This window comes from Bacillus sp. RE35 (assembly GCF_052146655.1).
Classification (GTDB): domain Bacteria; phylum Bacillota; class Bacilli; order Bacillales; family Bacillaceae_G; genus Bacillus_A; species Bacillus_A cereus.
In genome coordinates this window covers 1552590-1569966 of the sequence record NZ_CP197377.1, presented here as the reverse complement: position 1 = coordinate 1569966, position 17377 = coordinate 1552590, and the positions used below count along the sequence as shown (strand labels likewise).

Genomic DNA, 17377 nt, shown 5'->3' with positions numbered 1-17377 from the left:
AGGTTTTCATCTTATTTTTTTACTACAGGAATTTGAATTTCTGTTACTTGCTCCTCTGGATTTTCTGTTACAGACCAATCAATCAATCCAATCTCAATCGAATCTCCATGTACTTCGTAACCTTCTTTATCAATGTATGTAAGTAACTCCTTGTACGTTGCATCTGTTTCTTCATACGGTCCATGATGATAAGAGCAAGCATATAAACCTTCTTTAATTTCATCTGAAGTATGCACTTCATACGGCATATAATCCAAAAGAATAAATACACTGCTATATGCTTGAAACTCATTTTGCATTAATCCTTTTTTCGCAACAGTTACACCAATATCTCCAGAAAATAAACTATCATCCATTTGCCTCATATTTTTTTGTAACGAATGAATGTAGTACTCAAACATATCATCCGTCGTATTTGGAGCAACCGCAATTGCTGTAATTTTTCGCTGCGGAATCTCTTTAATTACCATTTGTTCAGCTTTTGCTTTTGTTGCTTTCTTAATTAAATGAATTCTATGCTCCATTTTCGCCAAAGCATACTCAATTTCTCTTTGTTTCTTCAGCATCATCTCTTGTTGTTTTTCCAGTAAATTGAGTGCGTATGCTGGATTTCTTTCATCAATATATTTCTTAATTTCCTTTAACGGAATATTTAACTGGCGTAAAAATTTAATCGTATCTAACAGTGAAAATTGATCGATTGTATAATAACGATAATTCGTTTGAGGATCCACAATGGACGGATGAAAAATTCCTTTTTCATCATAATACCTTAATGTAGATTCTGCGATATTATGCATTTTCGCCATTTCTCCAATTGTAAAACGTTTATTTAATAACATCTTTTATTTCCTTCCATTTCTATTTATTTCATTATATGTTCATTTTCTCTTCAAAACAAAAAAGAATTCCCATACGAGAATTCTTTTTTACTATTAAACCTCTATTATTATAGGAAGAATCATCGGCTTTCGTTTTGTATTTGTATATATATACTTCCCTAATGCTTCTCTTACCTCCCTTTTCAAAATACCCCAGCTATTCACATTCTCTTTCTTTAAATTATTAATCGTAATAACAGCTAATTTATTTAATTCTCTTAGAAATTCTTCTGAATCACGGACATAGACAAATCCACGAGAAATAATATCTGGACCTGAAATTATTTCTCCATCCACTTTATTAAAAGTAATAACTATAACGAGCATTCCATCTTCTGAAAGTTGTTTACGATCACGTAATAATGCATTTCCAACATCTCCAATTCCTAATCCATCTACATATATATTTCCTGCCTGTATTCTTCTAGATTGAATTGCCACTTCATTACTTATATCTACAACATCTCCATTACGTACAATAAAGATATTTTCCTTTTCAATACCAATTGATTCTGCTAACAAACTATGGTGGTGTAGCATTCTAAACTCTCCATGAATTGGAATAAAATATTTTGGCTTCATTAATGTAAGCATTAACTTCAACTCTTCTTGATATGCATGACCGGATACATGCACTCCAGTAGAACTACCTGATCCGTAAATCACCTTTGCTCCTAATGCAAATAAATTATCGATAATTCGAGAAACGTTACGTTCATTTCCTGGGATAGGGGTCGCGGCTATAATAACCGTATCTTCTGGTAAAATATCCACTTGTCTATAGTTTCCACTAGCTAAACGCGCTAAAGCTGCCATTGGTTCTCCTTGACTTCCTGTACAAAGTATTGCAACCTGCTTTGGATCTAAACGATTTACCTCATTTGCTTCAATTAACATACCTTCTGGAATATGTAAATAACCTTTCTCTAGAGCAACCTCTACTACATTTACCATACTTCTCCCTAGCAAAGCTAGTTTTCGATTTGTTTTTATACATGCTTCAACTATTTGCTGAACACGATTCACATTAGAAGCAAACGTAGAAATAATTACTTTTCTATTTGCTTTCATAAATATTTCCTCTATCCGTTCTCCTACTGACCTTTCTGATGGAGTAAAACCTGGACGTTCTGCATTTGTGCTTTCAGATAATAAAGCTAGTACACCTTCACTTCCTATTTTAGCCATTTTATGAATATCAGGATGTTGATTATTTACTGGTGTTAAATCAAATTTAAAATCACCTGTATGTACTACAGTACCTTCTGGTGTATGAAAAACAATACCGAGACAATCCGGAATACTGTGGTTCGTTTTAAAAAAAGTTGCCTTAATAGAACCACAATCAATTTCTGATTCTGAATGAATAACGATTAATTCCGTATCATTTTGAAGATTGTGTTCCTTTAATTTAATTTCAATTAAACCTAACGTTAACTTTGTTGCATAGATTGGTACATTTAGTTGTTTTAAAAAATATGGTATTCCGCCAATATGGTCCTCATGCCCGTGCGTTACTATTAAACCGCGAATTTTTTCTTTATTTTCTTGCAAATATGTGACGTCTGGAATTATTAAATCAATCCCTAATAAACTTTCATCTGGAAATTTAGATCCACAATCAATGACGACAATATCATTTTCATATTGGATAGCATACATATTTTTTCCTATTTCATTTACTCCACCTAAAGCAACAATAGACAAGTTATTTTTTAATGCCTTCAAATTATAAATCCTCCCTTTCACAGTTATAGTTCGTGAAATAGTATGTAGAATTTATTATTTGTAATGGAAAAGGACTTCATACTATTTTATACATATAAAATTCACACACTACTCTTACACCTATATCCCAATAAGACAGCTTCTTCCTCAAAAAGCTCCCATTTTTTCATTGATTTTTTATAAAATCTATTATATATTAATTACAGGTTCAAATTACGAGTTCAAAAGAACTTGTAATCAGACCCTTTTGTTTAATGGGTTTTACATATTTTCATTAGGCAAATTCCGAGAAATCGTATGATAAAATTAAAAATGACGAGGAGAGGATCAGATGGAATTCGAATTTTTCTTTCAAATTGCACTTATTTTATTAAGTACAAAGCTTGCTGGTGATCTTAGTGTTAGATTAGGTCAACCTTCTGTACTAGGTAAATTAATTGTCGGTATCGTTATCGGTCCAGCTGTATTAGGTTGGATTGAAAATTCAGAGCTTCTAACTCAATTAAGTAATGTCGGAGTTATTCTTTTAATGTTTATGGCTGGACTTGAAACAGACTTAGAAGAATTAAACGCAAATCGTAATTCTTCTTTAGCAGTTGCACTCGGAGGTATCATTCTTCCATTCGTAGGTGGTTACGTTTCCGGTCTTGTGATGGGAATGGAACAAGGAAACGCTGTATTCTTAGGATTACTTCTATGTGCGACAAGTGTTAGTATTTCCGTACAAACACTTCGTGATTTAGGTAAAATGAAAACACGTGAAAGTACGACGATGCTTGGAGCCGCTGTATTTGATGACATTCTTGTTGTTATTTTATTAGCATTTGCAATGAGCTTCTTAGGTACTGATGATGTTAACTTAACAATGGTTATCTTGAAGAAAGTAGTATTCTTCGCTTCTATTATTTTAATCGGATGGAAAGGTGTTCCTGCGATTATGCGCTGGTTATCACCACTGCGCGTATCTGAGTCTATCGTGAGCGCGGCTCTTATCATCTGTTTCTCATTCGCATATTTCGGCGAATTATTAGGAATTGCTGGTATTATCGGTGCTTTCGCTGCTGGTATTGCAATTTCTCAAACAAACTACAAACATGAAGTAGAAAAGAAAGTAGAACCAATTGCTTACGCTATGTTCGTTCCAGTATTCTTCGTTAGTATCGGTATGAATATTACATTTGACGGTATCGGCAATCAAATTTGGTTCATCTTAGCATTAACTGTTATCGCTGTATTAACGAAATTAATCGGCTGTGGATTCGGTGCACGAATGACTGGATTTGACGCTAAGTCTTCTGCAATTATCGGTGCTGGAATGGTTTCTCGTGGTGAAGTTGCACTTATCATTGCAGGAACAGGACTTTCTTCAGGTCTATTGGCACAAGATTACTTTACAGCAATCGTTATTGTCGTTATTTTAACTACAATGATTACACCACCAATGTTAAAATACACTTTTGGTGCAAAAGATAAAGCAATGAAAGCAAGTAAATAAATTTACTATAATAAAAGGAGATTGCTATTTTATAAGATAGCAATCTCCTTTTTGTTTTATCTTTAAACAATCCCGTTCTTTTTTAACCATTTTTCAAAAATAATTCGTGCTTCATCATCATCAATATCATTCCCAAATGAATACACCATAATGCCATAATCATCTATATATTTACCTAGCTTCATTCCCTCCACTTTCTTATAAAAATCGTCTGCCTCATAGTGCGGAGTATAAGCATCCCAAACTGGTTCATTTATTCTTTTGTACGCCGTCACTTCTAAATCATATCCGTCTTCATAATATCCGATGTGATAATGTTTGTTAGGATCATATTTCTCCATTAAAAGTCCCCTCCTACTAAACAAGAGCGAGCCTTATATTACAGCTCGCTCCTCTCTCTATTTATTAAATACGCTCCATCGCTGTCTTCAACGTTCCAACAACGAAAGCAATCTCTTCACTTGAAATAACAAGAGGCGGCGCTAATGTTAAAACGTTATTATATCCTGCTGTTGTCATACCGTTTCGTCCTATAATTAAGCCCTTTTCTTTACAAGCATTTACAACACTTGCAATTTTGTCGTTATCAATTGGCTCTTTCGTCTCTTTATCATTTACTAATTCAATTCCAACTAATAGACCTTTTCCTCTAATATTCCCAACAAGCGGATGTTCCCCAATTTCATCTTTTAGTTGCTCTAATAAAAGGGAACCCATTTGCGCAGATCGCTCGATTAAATTTTCATTTTCCATAATCTCTAAGTTTTTAAGTGCTAATGCACAAGCTGCTGGATTTCCACCAAATGTATTAATATGGCGGAAGAATTCATATTCTCCTTTACCTTTAAAAGCCTCATATATTTCTTTTTTCACAGCTGTTGCAGATAATGGTAAATATGCGCTCGTAATGCCCTTTGCCATTGTAATAATATCTGGCTTCACATCATAATTCATAAACCCAAATGCTTTTCCTGTACGACCGAAACCGCAAATTACTTCATCACTAATAAGCAAGGCACCGTGTTTTTGACACGTCTCATGAACAGCTTTCATATAGTCTTGTGGTGGCATTAATATGCCCCCGCCTGTAATAATTGGTTCCATAATAAAAGCGGCAATTGTTTCACTTAATTCCCACGTCATAACACGATCGACTTCTTTCACACATTCTACATCATAAATATGCTGCCCTTCAATTTCAGGCATACGGTAACAATCCGGTGGTGTTACGTGTAAAAAACCTGAAGCAAACGGCTCATACTGATATCTACGCTGCGCTTGTCCCGTCGCTGCCATTGTCGCCATTGTATTCCCGTGATACCCACGGTAACGTGACATAAATTTATAACGATGTGGTTCACCTTTTTGAGCATAGTATTGCCTTGCTATTTTAAAAGCTGTTTCGTTCGCTTCTGAACCACTATTTGAGAAGAAAATAACATACTCTCCCCCAAGCCACTCATTTAACTTTTCAGCAAGCTTTATAGCTGGCTCATGGGATTGTGACATTGGAAAGTATGATAATGTTTGTAATTGCTTATAAGCCGCTTCTGCGAGCTCTTTTCTTCCATATCCACTATTGACACACCAAAGGCCACTCATACCATCTAAATATCTTTTTCCTTGTATATCTTCAACCCAGCACCCTTCAGCTTTTGCCCCTACCATTGTACTATTTGGACTAAAGGGACGCATTCCGTGCCAAACATATTGCTCATCTTTTGCTAATAATTCATCAGTTTGCTTCGTTTTCATCATTACTTCCACCTTCCATAACAACTTATTTTTCACAAAAGCTGCGCTGGTGCCATGATGACTTAAATTTCTCCCTGCTATTTTCATTCCACAAAATTAAGACAAATCCTACTTACAAATCAGTAATATTTACAAGAAAATGACAAAAGAAAAAAGAGCTTTTCTTATCTATCGAAAAGCTCCTCTTTTATTTAATGTGAAGACGCATCGCTAATGCCATGACCAGTATTAGATTTCACTAGAATTTCATCAAATTTCGCTTCATCTTCTTTCTTACTAGATAAAACCGTTCCTAAATATGCTGCAAGAAATCCGAGTGGAATTGAAATAATTCCTGGTGTCGTATATGGGAATAACGCTTCCCCAACAAAAATAGCTTTTCCAGCTACAGGGTTCCAAACATTCGGACTCAACGCTACGAGAACAATTGCTGATACGAGACCTACAATCATACCCGAAATAGCACCCGTTGTATTAAAACGCTTCCAATATATTGTAAATAAAATTACTGGTAGATTTGCACTCGCTGCAACTGCAAATGCTAATGATACTAAAAATGCTACGTTTAATGTTTGGGCAAATAATGCAAGTATGATAGATAGTATCGCTACTCCAATAGATGCATAACGAGCCATGGATACTTGCTCTTTTTCCGTTGATTTTCCTTTACGAATGATTTCATTATAAAAATCATGAGCGAATGCTGATGCTGCTGTTAATACAAGACCTGCCACTACAGCCAAAATCGTTGCAAAAGCAATTGCTGATACGAAAGCAAATAAGAAGTCTCCACCTAACGCTTTGGCTAATAAAGGTGCCGCCATATTACCAGCTGGGTTTGCTTTAATAATCGCTTCATTTCCTACAAACGCTGCCGCACCAAATCCTAAGAAAATCGTCATAATATAAAATGCACCAATTAACCACGTCGCATATACGACAGATTGACGTGCAGTTTTTGCATCACGTACTGTAAAAAAGCGGACAAGTATATGTGGTAATCCAGCTGTACCAAGTACTAGTCCTAAATTTAAAGAAAGTGTATCAAGACCATCCTTATACTTTACACCTGGATTTAAAAATGAATCTTTTAAAGGTGTAGCTGTTTTCATTTGAGCGAACATTTCAGTCACGCTGAAGTTGAATTTTGCGAAAACGATAACAGAAATAATAAACGTACCAGCCATAAGTAATACAGCCTTTACGATTTGTACCCAGCTCGTTGCTGTCATACCTCCAAAAATAACATACACCGTCATAAGTGTTCCAACGATTAATACAGATGTCGTATATTCAATCCCTAATAATAATTTAATAAGTGCACCCGCGCCAACTAATTGTGCAATCATATAAAAGATAGAAATCGTCATCGTATTAAGAGCTGCAACTCCGCGAACTTTTTTCGCATCAAAGCGTGCTGCAATCATATCCGCCAAAGTGTACTTTCCTAAATTTCTAAGCGGTTCTGCAACAAGATATAGTACAACTAGATAAGCAACTAAAAAACCGATACTATAAAAGAATCCATCAAACCCAGTTAATGCGATTGCTCCAGCTATACCGAGAAATGAAGCAGCAGACATGTAATCTCCAGCAATGGCCAGACCATTTTGCCAACCAGTTAATCCCCCTCCAGCCGTATAAAATTCACTCGCATTTTTCGTTTTTTTCGATGCAAAATAGGTTATGACGAGCGTACCAAGAACAATAATTAAAAATAGTGCAAATGCAGTAGTATTCAAGTTCAGCCCCTCCCTTTTTGCATATCTTGCAGAATTTTTCGGGAGATTTCATCAAATGATTCTGCTTTTTTGCTATAAATCATACATAGTGCCCATGTCATGATAAATTGGGAAAAAGCAAATACCCACGCCCATGTAACGTCTCCAAATGCAGGTGTATTAAGCACCTTTGAATACGATGTTAGAATAGGTAATGCGATAAAAAAACTAAAAAAGAAAATACTCATTGGAATGATAAACTTCTTTTTCGTATTTAATAACAATTGAAATTCTTCCGACTGAACGACCTCTGTATAATTCACCTCATTTTGCAACTTACGTGCTGACGTATCGTCTCGTTTCATTAACCGATCCCCTCTCTTACTTGAAATACACTTCCCCCTTGCATACCTAAAGACTAAATTTTATAAATATTCAGAAACTTATATTCATTTTAGACAATCCATGCATTCATGCAAAGATTTTTTGATAGACATTTTTCGGCAATTTCCCCTAAATTTTTAATATACTTTTTCAAAATAAAGTGACACTTTACTTATTTATCCTCATTAAGACAAAAGCAGTGCTTAACGCACTACTTTTGTCTTTTTTTCCTTTTCTAAATTACGAGCCGTTTCGCTTAGCTCAACATCTTTTCCGTCTTTCAGTGTTCCAAATATAAAATCGAATACTGGATTTGAAACACCAAACCAAAACTTTTCATTTTTATAATGGTGTAATATATGTTGTTTTTTTAGCCATCTTCCAAACTTAGTGACGGGACGAATCGGTCTATGAGCAATATAATGTTTCCATTCGTAAACGAGCAGCATAATAATCATTCCGATTCCAAATGAAAGTGTAATAGTAACACTTTTTGTAATACCATATGCTATAAGTAAATATATAGTAAAACTAGGTATACTAAACCATACAGGTAAAAACAAAAGTTTTAAATCATCTGGATATACGTGGTGATCATAATGCAATCTTCTTAACATTTTTAATAGAAATGTGTTTTTAGGTGGCTTTATATGGAATAAAAAACGATGTGTCATATATTCATTAAGTGTATAGAAAACAATCCCAAACATACATGCTAACATGCCAAACCACGTAAAAAATTGCATTTTTAAAATAATAATGAAAACAAATAGAATGCTATACATAATAACGATATCATGTTGTAAAAAGAACTCTTTCCCCACTTTCTTCATCTTGTTTCCCCCTTTTCCAAAAAAACAGCCGCAACATATCGTTACGACTATTTCTTTTCTATTCTTATTCTATTCACTTTACAAATTTGCCTGCTGTTCTATTGTCGAGAAAAAATTGTTTGGTCCAAATATATTTTGCTTCGGAATAATATGTTCCACTGCAAACACTGTTACTTCTCCTCTTTGCACTTCTCCAATAATGAGCCCAAATATTTCATGATTTACTGCAAACGTCGGTTGCTTTGTTTGTAACAATCTTGCAGCATTATGAAATACCGCTTCATATAGTGGATTTCTATCAGTAATTTCTTTTCGGATTTTTGGCGCTAACGTAATTATAATTTCTTTTCCGTCAATAGTGGTTCGATACATAAAAATCTCCCCTTCAATCTTATGTGAACAACTGTAAAGCTTTGTATGCAAAATGTATAGAGTAACCTACTAAAATAATACCTGCTCCGGCTGTTATGTAGCCAAGCGCTTTTGGTTTTAATAAAGTTCTTCCAAAATGTACAGAAAAAGCAATATTTAAATTCCATAAAATAATACCAACAATAATGCAAAGACTGTACAAAAAAGCCTCTTGTTTCGTTACCTTCGTAAGTAATGAGCTAAGTGTACTTCCGTATATACCAAACCAAAAAACAAGATTTAATGGATTGGATATCGCAATTAAAAATCCTGCCATAAACGATTGCTTAAGGCCACCTACCTCTTCTTTTTTATATTCCATATTCGAGTCGAAAATTCCTTGTTTTACACTTTGAAATCCTAAATAAAATAACAAGAAAAAACCCGTGCAATACATGAAGGCTTGTACATATGTATACATAAACACAGAAGATAAACCGAAATAAATGAGAAGCATAAATAAAACATCTGCAGTCATTCCACCAATTCCAACAACCCAAGCGTGCCAAAACCCACGTTCAATTCCTCGTTTTAACATTTCAATATTAATCGGCCCTACTGGCGCAGCTAATGATATACCTAATACGATTTGCTGTATAATTGCTCCAAACATCGCTCTATCCTTTCTACTCTCTTTACTACTAGTTAATGATGTAATTTGAAAAAATAGACTAGCTTTCATAATAAAATACCCTTTTTTATCCAAAATATACAAAAGAGCCATCTAGGTGATGGCTCTTACTTTTCTATCCTATGAATAAAAGGACATTTCCCTTTTATTGGCTCTACATCGTCTCCTATGAAATATTGTTTCCATTCACGATGCTCTGGGTCACCATAATGACTAATGTTAGGATGTTTCGGCAATTGATCCCACTTTTCAACTCGCTCACGAACCATTTGTCTTGAATATGCTCCTTTAGGACGATCTCCCTCTAATCCATCAAAAATAGTGCGTGGCTGAAACCCAATAACGAGAGAATTCCCTAAATGTCTAGTTTTTCGTTGTTTATAAGCTGGCGCATTTCCAAATGCGAATATTGGCTCACCACCAAATGAAAATTCCCATAAATAATGGTCTGGATCTTCAGGAATTTGCTTTGGCCATGCTTGATTATCGTTTTCATGTAAATACTGTAACACTTTCCAAAAGGAATCACGGTAATATTCGAGTGGCTGTTCTTCACATTCCGGTTCTACAAAAAGGAAAAAGCCCCTTCTTACAATCGGCCTCTCTTTCATTAACTCTAAAAAAGATAACATTGTATGTGGTAAATGACTCCAATCATTATGAGAAAGAAATGAATAACGAAGTTCATTCTTTTTCAAAGCTGTTAAACCGAAATAACATGGAAAAGTTGGTTCTAACACAACATTTGAAAAAATCTCAAATTCTTTTGCAACCCAATCCGGTATGTCGGTTCTCGTTCTCATTCCTTCATTATCTAATAAGTAAGACTTATTCATTCTTTCACCTCATTATGTATAGCATTCAATTAAGAATATTATATACTCAGCCTGTCCTATACCTATTTAAAAATTTGACTGAAAAATTATTTAAAAATACAAAAAAATAAAATCGCTTACTTGACTAAATTCTCCCAATTCGTGTATATTTAAATTAATCATTTAGCAGAATATTCAAGAATATAGCATTTTTAGTTTATATTATTTTTTTAAAATGAATTTCACTAAATGAAAATAGTAAACGCTTTTAGGAGGAATTGTAACATGCAAGGAAAAGTAAAATGGTTTAACAACGAAAAAGGTTTTGGATTTATCGAAATGGAAGGCGCTGACGATGTATTCGTACATTTCTCTGCTATTCAAGGCGACGGCTACAAAGCTTTAGAAGAAGGTCAAGAAGTATCTTTCGACATTACTGAAGGTAACCGCGGACCTCAAGCTGCTAACGTAGTAAAACTTTAATCCAACATATAACAGGAGGTTACCTTACTTGGTAACCTCCTTTGTTATTCCTTTGTATATTTCCGTTTTACAGAGCAAAAACTATGTGAAATGCGCACTATACAAAGGAGGAATTATTAATGGGATCAGAAGTAAATGATTTTGAAGAAGTGAAATTCCGTGTAGAAACAGCACAAAAAATGGTAGGATCAGCAACAATTTCAATGGATCCAGATACATTAGAACATGCTACTACTGCTGTAGAAGCAGCTCGCTCTCAGCTTGAAATTATGAAATCTGTTGCAACTGATTTAGATGAGCCATTTTTAATGAATGAGGAAAAAAAATTAAATAAATGTGAGCATCAACTAAACGAAGCAAGACACTAAAAAACATCCAGAGAATTTTCTCTGGATGTTTTTTCATGACAACTGTTCCCCATACTTTTTCAATGTTTCTCCCACTGTACATTGCCTTATACAAAATGAATGAGCGTAATACTTACTATTTGTCTTTCGATTATGTTCTCGCAAGAAACATCCTTCACAATACGTTTCTAATAAGTCATTTACCTCTGTAATGAGTTGCTTTTTATCCACCTTTGCACCTCTCTATTCGGTTATTTCTTTATGACTATCAATAACTGTTCCTTCTAATGCTTGCGTTGCTAATTGATGTGCTTCTTTATTTTGTTTTCTAGATATCGGCTCACATACAAGTTTTAATTTCATTTGCTTCGCCTTTTGTTCAATTTGATCTAAATAATGATTTAAATGTTCATCGTAACAAGGCCATTCTCCGGCTAATTGCTGCAGTACCACTTGTGAGTCTCCGCGAAGTGTAACTGCTTCATACTTAATCCCTAGTTCCTCGAGTATATTCATACCGTATAATAATGATGCATATTCCGCTTCATTATTATCATATATACCTTCTATATATGCATTGCGGCGAATGCGGTAGTTTGTATTTCCTTTTTTATAATACACACATATACCAACGCCAGCTTCTTTCGTTTGCACATCATACCCCCCATCAAAATAAACGAGTATTTCTTGGGGCTCTTCCTCTACTTGCTTACTTAACTTTTTCATCTCTTTTAATGACCATTCTGCGTCCATTTCATCGTAAAATAAAAGTTCCTTAGCTCTTCCTGTTTTCTCAAAATCCTCTGCAAATTGAAGTACTTCTTCTATGTTCATATACTCTGTTGTTAATTCCGTCTGCAATCCACGCTTCGTTTTATACAACCAATGAATTTTATATTTCATACTACATTCCCCTTATGTAAGACTTCTTATATATATCCGGCTAATTGAAGCCTCACTTTATTTTATTATATTTTATCTAGAGTCACAGCATTATATTCAATATGATTACATACAAAAAGAGCTATCCCTATAGGAATAGCTCTTTCATCTATTACATAAATCTTTCAAATTGTACTCGCTTATTAATCCAGTACATTACAGGCATACCGATCGCCATGACAACAAATTCACCGATTGCACAAGTTAACCAAGACAACATAAATGGTAAACCCAATGCAAGATGAAGTTCAATTGCAATCATAAACATTGTAATCGTAAAGATAACTGTATTAAAAATCATACGAGCCCAAACACCTTTAATAAATCGCATAGAAATAATCGTTGCAACTAATGCAAGAATAGATTGACCTACTCCAAATACTAAATCATAAGCGATCATAGGTGAGAACAAGAGATTCGTTAAAAATACACCTAATACAATTCCGTAAATTGCTTTCTTGTTAAATACAACGAGATGATTAAACATCTCTGAAATACGAAATTGTACATTCGTAAAGCCAAATGGCTGAATAAGCATAGAAACAGCAATATATAATGCCGCTAAAATACCATTACCGACTAAAGTTCTAATATTCATGACAAAATCTCCTTAGTTTTTTTACGTGGGATGGTTTCGAACCACGTTATTCGTTTTTTAAGCAACAAGATTATATTTTACGTCGTAGCCCCTCTTTCGTCAATAGATTCCTATCATAAACTACCTTTTTCCTTTTAGACAACGTATAATGAAACATATGAAAGATTTAGGAGGTTTCACTTCATGACAGCAACAATTCAAAATGAAAAAGTGATCGTTTCCATTTCTGACAAAGGTGCAGAATTACAGAGCGTTCGCTTAAAAGAAGACAACACAGAATATTTATGGCAAGGTGATTCTACTTATTGGGGACGCCGTGCACCAATTTTGTTCCCAATTGTCGGCCGATTAGTAGATAATACATACTACGTAGACGGTAAACCATATTCATTAACACAACACGGTCTCGCTCGTGATCTTACTTTCTCTGTGAAAGAACAAAGCGAAACAAAAATCACTTATATCGTTACTAGTAATGAAGAAACATTAAAAAAATACCCATACGAATTCGAATTACTCGTTTCTTATGAGCTAAATGGACAAAGCGTTCATATAACATATGAAGTAAACAATCCTACTTCAAAAGAGATGTTCTTCTCAATCGGAGCACATCCTGGATTCAACTTCCCTTTATTGGACGGTGAATCATTTACAGATTATCACTTATCGTTTAATGGTTCGGAACGCTTAGAAACAAGCGTATTAGAAGGACCTTATCTTTCAAACAAAAAGCAATTAATCGCTGAAAATACGACTGAATTGCCACTTACATATGATTTATTCAAAAATGATGCACTTATTTTTGAACATATGAATACGAATGAAATTTCGATTCGTTCTCATAAACATAATAAATTTGTAAAAGTAGAATTTGATGGATTCCCATTTGTTGGCGTATGGACACCAGGGGATAACGCACCTTTCTTATGTATTGAACCTTGGTATGGCATCGCTGATGAAGTAAATCCAGCAAAAGATTTCAAGAACAAAAAGGGAATTCAATCTTTACAAGCGAATGAAACATTTACATGTCGTTACAGCATCACAATCGGATAACTACTCTATCCCCTACTTCAAAAAAATATTTAAGTAGGGGATCATCTTATAATTTGGAGGTTTCTCATTTTGATTGAAGTATATATTGATGGTGCATCAAAAGGAAATCCTGGTCCTTCTGGTGCAGGAGTGTTTATTAAAGGCGTTCAGCCACCTGTACAATTATCAGTACCACTTGGAACAATGTCCAATCATGAAGCAGAATACCGCGCTTTACTTTTAGCATTAAAATATTGCATCGAGCATAATTATAGCACTGTCTCTTTTCGTACAGATTCGCAGCTTGTTGAGCGGGCTGTTGAAAAGGAATACGCAAAAAATAAAATATTTGCACCTCTTTTAGATGAAGCACTGCAGTACATAAAAAACTTCGATCTCTTTTTTATTAAGTGGATTCCAAGTAGTCAAAATAAAGTAGCTGATGAATTAGCTAGAAAAGCTATCTTACAAAATTAACGGGGGTATGAGTGTGAAAAAAGAGTGGATTGCTCCTCTTGCTTTATTATTTGTCTCTTTTATTTGGGGAGCTACGTTTGTTGTCGTTCAAAACGCTATGTCTTTCGTTGGTCCATTTACGTTTAATGGTATTCGCTTTTTATTCGCTGGAATTATTTTATTATTCGTTCAAATTATTTTCTCACAGAAAACTTCAAAACAAGAATTAAAACATAGTAGTTTAGCTGGATTAATGGTTGGGTTCTTCTTATTTGTCGGCTATTTATTACAAACATTTGGCTTACTCTATACAACTTCTTCAAAAGCAGGTTTCTTAACTGGGCTAAGCATTGTTATGGTCCCAATCTTATCATTTATCTTTTTAAAACAAAAAGCCACCATTTTCATCATACTTGGTATTGCTGTAGCTACAACAGGTTTGTACTTATTAACAGCTGCTGATTCTTTCCAATTAAATATAGGAGATATACTTGTTCTTGGTTGTGCAGTCGCTTTCGCTGTCCATATTCTTATTAACGGCTTCTTTTCTAAAAAAATATCACCTTTATTATTAAGCACATCTCAAGTATTAGCTGTTGGTATATTTTCTTCTATTTGCGCTTTCTTGTTTGAAGATTGGGAAAAGTTATTTTCAGTATCACTATGGACGAATCAATCCTTTTTATTCGCACTCTTTCTAACTGCCCTGTTTGCAACATCTATTGCTTTTTTCATTCAAACATCGGCACAAAAACACACTTCTCCAACGAGAGTAGCAATTATTTTCGCAATGGAGCCCGTTTTTGCTGCATTAACAGGCGTTCTCGTTGCAAATGAACAACTTTCTATTTCTGCTATTATCGGATGTCTATGTATTTTTCTAGGCATGATTTTTGTTGAATTACCTTCCAAAACAAAAAAAGAAGCGCAGGCTGCGTGAAGTTACGCTTGTAACTTCCGCATAAAAGCCTTAGCGCTTTTTTTATCTGTAATTTCTTCCTCTTTCAATCGTTCTAATAACGCAACGAAATAACTACCATCAAACTGCAATTGATGTTTAATTGTGGCTTCTATTGCTGCGTTCACAATCCCATCAGACGCACCAGTATATCCTTGTCCAAACATAATAAACCCTTGTGCTTCCTCTGATAATTTAAATCCTTTCGTATGTAAGAATGAAAGATAATCTTCTACTGTTTGCATGTTATTCCCACCTACTCAAAAATTCTCCATCTCCTATCATACATGTTTTTACACGCTATGAGAATGAAATTTCTTTGACAACTTTGTAAATCAATCTTCTACTTCTCTTACAATGGAGGATTTTCTAACAATCTGAAGGAATATGTACAGTGGAACTTATTTCATATTAAAGGGGAGACACGATGAAACAAGCACTATTAATTATCGACGCTCAGCAAGAATTAATTGATGGAAATGAGCAAGAAAATGAAGTTTTTCGTAAAACTGAGCTATTATCTACACTAAATATAGCCCTGCAGAAAGCAATAGATTCAAATGCCCTTATTGTTTTCGTAAGAGATATCGATGTTGCTTCTGGTAGTGGCGAAGGATTTGAAGTACATAATCAAATTCAAATACCTCAGTCTGCAATCTTTATTAATAAAGCAGCAACCAATTCATTCTACGGCACTTCTTTACTTGAACTTTTAAAAGAAGAAAACATTAATCATATTGTTATAGGCGGATGTAAAACAGAACATTGCATTGACACTGCAGTTAGAGCAGCAACTGTACAAGGATTTGACGTTACATTAATTAAAAACGGTCATTCAACAACTGATTCTAACGTATTGTCTGCAGAACAAATTATTAGTCATCACAATAAAACTTTACACGGTCATTATAACGTTGATCATTTTTCTATGGTGAGAGATATCGAGGAAGACCTCTTTCAGCCGACTCATGATCAATATCGTGATTAGCGAAAAAGAATCCTTCATTCAGAAGGATTCTTTTTCACCCAAAAATTTGTGCTGCAATGCTATATAACTCATTATTCCTTTTTAATAATTGATCGCTATTTTTCATCATAATTGGTGGTGTATTCACCTTTTTAAAACCAGCAATCTCTAATACTTTCATGAAATCTTTCTTTCCTTCTAGTACATCAATTCTTAATTTACCATTATGCCCTTTTGCTAAATCATGTACAATTCTCATTGCCATCTCATCATTTTTAGCAACAACCGGCCCTATTATCTTATTTTCTGGTGTTTGTATGCTTAAACCGTAACCTAATACATTTTGTTCCTTGTCCTTTACAACGATACACTGTTCACTTTGCATAATTCTTTTCTTTAAAAACTCTTTTCTATTTGTTCCAAACGCATATTCATCTATTTTTATTATTTTTTCTAAATCACCCTCTTCATAATTCATCACATAATCTTCATTTCTTACACAATAATGTTTCGCATTGTATGAGTTACATATGTATTTAGAAACATAACTTACTGCCCTAAATCCTAACTTTTCATATAAAGGTTTCCCTTCATCCGTAGCAATAAGCATAATTGGAGTATGAGCTGATACGCTTTTAACGCACGCTTCCGTTATTATCTTTCCAATCCCTCTCCCCTTATAATCTGGATGTACAATCACCATTCCGATAGATGCTAATTTCTCCCCATATAATATTATTGCTGCGCTAGCAATTAGTTCCTCTTTCTCATTCCAAACACCGTATACAATCCCTGCGTTAAAAATAGTCTCAATTTCTTCTCTGTTATAATCCCAACCAATATAAGAAGATAATGATACAATATCGCCTATTTGTTCTTCCCTAAGACGCTCCAACCTAATTTCTAATTCACTCATACTCCATCCCCTTATCTAGAC

General features: G+C 34.4%; 22 protein-coding genes and 1 riboswitch. Of the genes, 7 read left to right on the top strand and 15 right to left on the bottom strand.

Going from position 1 to position 17377, the window contains the following annotated elements:
- Window positions 1–11: 11 nt before the first annotated feature.
- Entirely contained in the window at window positions 12–842 is an 831-nt protein-coding gene (locus ACTL4X_RS08225; protein WP_000925935.1) for a MerR family transcriptional regulator, read from the bottom strand.
- 93 nt (window positions 843–935) lie between these two features.
- Window positions 936–2609: a ribonuclease J gene (locus ACTL4X_RS08220; RefSeq protein ID WP_000645618.1), complete on the bottom strand. Its 1674-nt coding sequence runs from the start codon at window positions 2607–2609 to the stop codon at window positions 936–938.
- Window positions 2610–2940: 331 nt separating this feature from the next.
- Here ACTL4X_RS08220 and ACTL4X_RS08215 point away from each other — a divergent pair, with 331 nt between their 5' ends.
- Window positions 2941–4104 carry a cation:proton antiporter gene (locus ACTL4X_RS08215; protein WP_000393901.1) on the top strand — a complete coding sequence of 388 codons (1164 nt, stop codon included), beginning with the start codon at window positions 2941–2943 and terminating at the stop codon, window positions 4102–4104.
- 62 nt (window positions 4105–4166) lie between these two features.
- Here the strand turns inward: ACTL4X_RS08215 and ACTL4X_RS08210 are convergent, their stop codons facing one another.
- The 8 genes from ACTL4X_RS08210 to ACTL4X_RS08175 all read right to left on the bottom strand — a co-directional run bounded on the left by ACTL4X_RS08210 (window position 4167) and on the right by ACTL4X_RS08175 (window position 10675).
- Window positions 4167–4445 carry a DUF3986 family protein gene (locus ACTL4X_RS08210; protein WP_441395013.1) on the bottom strand — a complete coding sequence of 93 codons (279 nt, stop codon included), beginning with the start codon at window positions 4443–4445 and terminating at the stop codon, window positions 4167–4169.
- 64 nt (window positions 4446–4509) lie between these two features.
- Window positions 4510–5859 carry an aspartate aminotransferase family protein gene (locus ACTL4X_RS08205; RefSeq protein ID WP_000850962.1) on the bottom strand — a complete coding sequence of 450 codons (1350 nt, stop codon included), beginning with the start codon at window positions 5857–5859 and terminating at the stop codon, window positions 4510–4512.
- A gap of 191 nt (window positions 5860–6050) precedes the next feature.
- A complete protein-coding gene (locus ACTL4X_RS08200) occupies window positions 6051–7601 on the bottom strand; it encodes a solute symporter family protein (protein ID WP_001098240.1) in 1551 nt (516 codons plus the stop codon).
- A gap of 2 nt (window positions 7602–7603) precedes the next feature.
- Window positions 7604–7945: a DUF485 domain-containing protein gene (locus tag ACTL4X_RS08195; RefSeq protein WP_000817366.1), complete on the bottom strand. Its 342-nt coding sequence runs from the start codon at window positions 7943–7945 to the stop codon at window positions 7604–7606.
- A 222-nt stretch (window positions 7946–8167) separates the two neighbouring features.
- Entirely contained in the window at window positions 8168–8797 is a 630-nt protein-coding gene (locus ACTL4X_RS08190) for a sterol desaturase family protein (RefSeq protein WP_000755401.1), read from the bottom strand.
- A 78-nt stretch (window positions 8798–8875) separates the two neighbouring features.
- On the bottom strand, window positions 8876–9169 hold the full coding sequence (locus ACTL4X_RS08185) for a hypothetical protein (RefSeq protein WP_000286361.1): 294 nt from the start codon (window positions 9167–9169) through the stop codon (window positions 8876–8878).
- Window positions 9170–9188: 19 nt separating this feature from the next.
- The gene (locus ACTL4X_RS08180; RefSeq protein ID WP_001196841.1) at window positions 9189–9932 is read right to left on the bottom strand and encodes a LysE family transporter; all 744 of its coding nucleotides are present in this window, start codon (window positions 9930–9932) and stop codon (window positions 9189–9191) included.
- Window positions 9933–9946: 14 nt separating this feature from the next.
- Window positions 9947–10675, bottom strand: coding sequence for a YqcI/YcgG family protein (locus tag ACTL4X_RS08175; protein ID WP_001043766.1), 729 nt, complete (start codon window positions 10673–10675; stop codon window positions 9947–9949).
- Window positions 10676–10939: 264 nt separating this feature from the next.
- On the opposite strand from ACTL4X_RS08175, the gene cspB reads away from it, so the two are divergent.
- Both cspB and ACTL4X_RS08165 read left to right on the top strand, forming a co-directional pair.
- The gene (gene cspB / locus ACTL4X_RS08170; protein ID WP_001161731.1) at window positions 10940–11137 is read left to right on the top strand and encodes a cold shock-like protein CspB; all 198 of its coding nucleotides are present in this window, start codon (window positions 10940–10942) and stop codon (window positions 11135–11137) included.
- 119 nt (window positions 11138–11256) lie between these two features.
- A complete protein-coding gene (locus ACTL4X_RS08165) occupies window positions 11257–11505 on the top strand; it encodes a DUF2564 family protein (RefSeq protein ID WP_000534392.1) in 249 nt (82 codons plus the stop codon).
- A gap of 33 nt (window positions 11506–11538) precedes the next feature.
- Here the strand turns inward: ACTL4X_RS08165 and ACTL4X_RS08160 are convergent, their stop codons facing one another.
- The 3 genes from ACTL4X_RS08160 to ACTL4X_RS08150 all read right to left on the bottom strand — a co-directional run bounded on the left by ACTL4X_RS08160 (window position 11539) and on the right by ACTL4X_RS08150 (window position 13024).
- Window positions 11539–11715, bottom strand: coding sequence for a zinc-finger domain-containing protein (locus ACTL4X_RS08160; protein WP_000358801.1), 177 nt, complete (start codon window positions 11713–11715; stop codon window positions 11539–11541).
- A gap of 12 nt (window positions 11716–11727) precedes the next feature.
- Window positions 11728–12387: a ribonuclease H family protein gene (locus ACTL4X_RS08155; protein WP_000875548.1), complete on the bottom strand. Its 660-nt coding sequence runs from the start codon at window positions 12385–12387 to the stop codon at window positions 11728–11730.
- A 151-nt stretch (window positions 12388–12538) separates the two neighbouring features.
- A complete protein-coding gene (locus ACTL4X_RS08150; RefSeq protein WP_001026480.1) occupies window positions 12539–13024 on the bottom strand; it encodes a QueT transporter family protein in 486 nt (161 codons plus the stop codon).
- Window positions 13025–13030: 6 nt separating this feature from the next.
- A riboswitch (PreQ1 riboswitch) is annotated at window positions 13031–13075 on the bottom strand.
- 132 nt (window positions 13076–13207) lie between these two features.
- Between ACTL4X_RS08150 and ACTL4X_RS08145 the strand changes: the two genes are divergently transcribed.
- From ACTL4X_RS08145 to ACTL4X_RS08135, 3 genes are all read left to right on the top strand, one after another.
- The gene (locus tag ACTL4X_RS08145) at window positions 13208–14080 is read left to right on the top strand and encodes an aldose 1-epimerase family protein (RefSeq protein WP_086692574.1); all 873 of its coding nucleotides are present in this window, start codon (window positions 13208–13210) and stop codon (window positions 14078–14080) included.
- Between the two features lie 69 nt (window positions 14081–14149).
- Window positions 14150–14536, top strand: coding sequence for a reverse transcriptase-like protein (locus ACTL4X_RS08140; RefSeq protein WP_000573880.1), 387 nt, complete (start codon window positions 14150–14152; stop codon window positions 14534–14536).
- Between the two features lie 13 nt (window positions 14537–14549).
- Window positions 14550–15455, top strand: coding sequence for a DMT family transporter (locus tag ACTL4X_RS08135; RefSeq protein ID WP_000712608.1), 906 nt, complete (start codon window positions 14550–14552; stop codon window positions 15453–15455).
- 2 nt (window positions 15456–15457) lie between these two features.
- Here the strand turns inward: ACTL4X_RS08135 and ACTL4X_RS08130 are convergent, their stop codons facing one another.
- Window positions 15458–15718, bottom strand: a complete 261-nt coding sequence (locus tag ACTL4X_RS08130; RefSeq protein WP_001195212.1) for a DUF6123 family protein — start codon at window positions 15716–15718, stop codon at window positions 15458–15460.
- A 182-nt stretch (window positions 15719–15900) separates the two neighbouring features.
- Here ACTL4X_RS08130 and ACTL4X_RS08125 point away from each other — a divergent pair, with 182 nt between their 5' ends.
- Window positions 15901–16461, top strand: a complete 561-nt coding sequence (locus tag ACTL4X_RS08125; RefSeq protein WP_025688374.1) for a cysteine hydrolase family protein — start codon at window positions 15901–15903, stop codon at window positions 16459–16461.
- 34 nt (window positions 16462–16495) lie between these two features.
- On the opposite strand, the gene ACTL4X_RS08120 is transcribed toward ACTL4X_RS08125, so the two are convergent.
- Window positions 16496–17356: a GNAT family N-acetyltransferase gene (locus tag ACTL4X_RS08120; protein WP_071740369.1), complete on the bottom strand. Its 861-nt coding sequence runs from the start codon at window positions 17354–17356 to the stop codon at window positions 16496–16498.
- Window positions 17357–17377 lie beyond the last annotated feature (21 nt).

Coding starts and splice junctions, on each gene's coding strand:
- ACTL4X_RS08225 (WP_000925935.1), bottom strand. CDS start 842: ATGTTATTAAATAAACGTTTTACAATTGGAGAAATGGCGAAAATGCAT.
- ACTL4X_RS08215 (WP_000393901.1), top strand. CDS start 2,941: ATGGAATTCGAATTTTTCTTTCAAATTGCACTTATTTTATTAAGTACA.
- ACTL4X_RS08210 (WP_441395013.1), bottom strand. CDS start 4,445: ATGGAGAAATATGATCCTAACAAACATTATCACATCGGATATTATGAA.
- ACTL4X_RS08205 (WP_000850962.1), bottom strand. CDS start 5,859: ATGAAAACGAAGCAAACTGATGAATTATTAGCAAAAGATGAGCAATAT.
- ACTL4X_RS08195 (WP_000817366.1), bottom strand. CDS start 7,945: ATGAAACGAGACGATACGTCAGCACGTAAGTTGCAAAATGAGGTGAAT.
- ACTL4X_RS08190 (WP_000755401.1), bottom strand. CDS start 8,797: ATGAAGAAAGTGGGGAAAGAGTTCTTTTTACAACATGATATCGTTATT.
- ACTL4X_RS08185 (WP_000286361.1), bottom strand. CDS start 9,169: ATGTATCGAACCACTATTGACGGAAAAGAAATTATAATTACGTTAGCG.
- ACTL4X_RS08180 (WP_001196841.1), bottom strand. CDS start 9,932: ATGGCTCTTTTGTATATTTTGGATAAAAAAGGGTATTTTATTATGAAA.
- ACTL4X_RS08175 (WP_001043766.1), bottom strand. CDS start 10,675: ATGAATAAGTCTTACTTATTAGATAATGAAGGAATGAGAACGAGAACC.
- cspB (WP_001161731.1), top strand. CDS start 10,940: ATGCAAGGAAAAGTAAAATGGTTTAACAACGAAAAAGGTTTTGGATTT.
- ACTL4X_RS08165 (WP_000534392.1), top strand. CDS start 11,257: ATGGGATCAGAAGTAAATGATTTTGAAGAAGTGAAATTCCGTGTAGAA.
- ACTL4X_RS08155 (WP_000875548.1), bottom strand. CDS start 12,387: ATGAAATATAAAATTCATTGGTTGTATAAAACGAAGCGTGGATTGCAG.
- ACTL4X_RS08150 (WP_001026480.1), bottom strand. CDS start 13,024: ATGAATATTAGAACTTTAGTCGGTAATGGTATTTTAGCGGCATTATAT.
- ACTL4X_RS08145 (WP_086692574.1), top strand. CDS start 13,208: ATGACAGCAACAATTCAAAATGAAAAAGTGATCGTTTCCATTTCTGAC.
- ACTL4X_RS08130 (WP_001195212.1), bottom strand. CDS start 15,718: ATGCAAACAGTAGAAGATTATCTTTCATTCTTACATACGAAAGGATTT.
- ACTL4X_RS08125 (WP_025688374.1), top strand. CDS start 15,901: ATGAAACAAGCACTATTAATTATCGACGCTCAGCAAGAATTAATTGAT.
- ACTL4X_RS08120 (WP_071740369.1), bottom strand. CDS start 17,356: ATGAGTGAATTAGAAATTAGGTTGGAGCGTCTTAGGGAAGAACAAATA.